The sequence below is a fragment of the Halorubrum sp. AD140 genome (assembly GCF_034497445.1).
In the GTDB taxonomy this organism is placed as follows: Archaea; Halobacteriota; Halobacteria; order Halobacteriales; family Haloferacaceae; genus Halorubrum.
The window spans coordinates 1-1021 of record NZ_JAXRUU010000347.1 but is presented as its reverse complement, the minus strand read 5'-3'; the positions used below and the strand labels follow the sequence as shown (position 1 = coordinate 1021).

Genomic DNA, 1021 nt, shown 5'->3' with positions numbered 1-1021 from the left:
TCACGGACGCTCGCCAGGATACTCGCCGCAGTGTCGGAGTCTTCCCCAACGAAGCCACGGCCGAAGGCTCGCTTGTATCCCGTCTGATTACACTGGTCACACCCGGAGCCGGAACAGGTATCACAGGTCTTGTCCTGTCGTTCTGGGGTTGCATCTTTGCCGAGTTCGGCCATAACATCGAGCACGAAGTCGTCTCCGGGGTCGATACATCCGATCTCGGCACCGACACGCTGTCCCTGGAAGTCGTTTCGACTCTGCACGTCCCCTTGGTGCATCGTTTGTGGATCGTCGAGTCCGGTTTCGACAAATGCACTCTTGATGTGGTCTTCAACAGCAGAGGGTGCGACGGCCGTTTGGAACTCGTCTCCGTACTGTTCTCGGAGCGTCTCTATCAGCACCTTGTTCTTCTCTACATCGAACCGCTTGTTGGTCGTGTAGGAGTACGCACCATTACCGACCTGGATCACGAGAAGACGTCGCTCGTATCGTCTCCACAGACGACGCTCGTCTTCGGACATGAGTGTCTCAGAGTCCATCGCATCGCCGACGTTGACTCTCCACAGCCCCCCGGTCGGGTGGGCGTCGAATCCGATAACGGACCGGGCATCACTCATGTTCGGGGCGATCCGGAGCGTTGTGATTCAATTGTCGTTGTCGATAACAAGTGACACACGGTGGGTGTCGACGATATCATCATCATTCGGTGTCTTCGAGAGCGACGGGGTGTCGAATATCAGCTCTGCATATCGCCGACCATTCGCATCACTCTGTTTTCGGGCGGCGTCCCACAACAGCTCAGTGAACGCTCGGGCTTCCATGTGTGCGTCGGGGTGATTGTAGTACCACTCTCTGTCGGGCCGGTGGTTGAACAGGCTGTAGATGTCTTCGAACTCTTCTGCGAGCTCGTAGTGGCCCATGTCTCCGTTCTCCTTACTTGCGACTGTCATTAGTTCGTCGACCGTCTCAACATCCGTGTCGGCGTCATCGATGAAAGCATTGACTGCGGCCTTGACTCGGTTGG

Annotated in this window: 1 protein-coding gene and 1 pseudogene; both read right to left on the bottom strand. The window is 56.5% G+C overall.

Going from position 1 to position 1021, the window contains the following annotated elements; translation table 11 throughout:
• Positions 1–614: pseudogene (locus U4E84_RS18760) on the bottom strand (hypothetical protein); the annotation flags it as partial.
• A 27-nt stretch (positions 615–641) separates the two neighbouring features.
• A partial coding sequence (locus U4E84_RS18755; RefSeq protein WP_322533556.1) for a hypothetical protein occupies positions 642–1021 on the bottom strand: 380 nt, incomplete at its 5' end.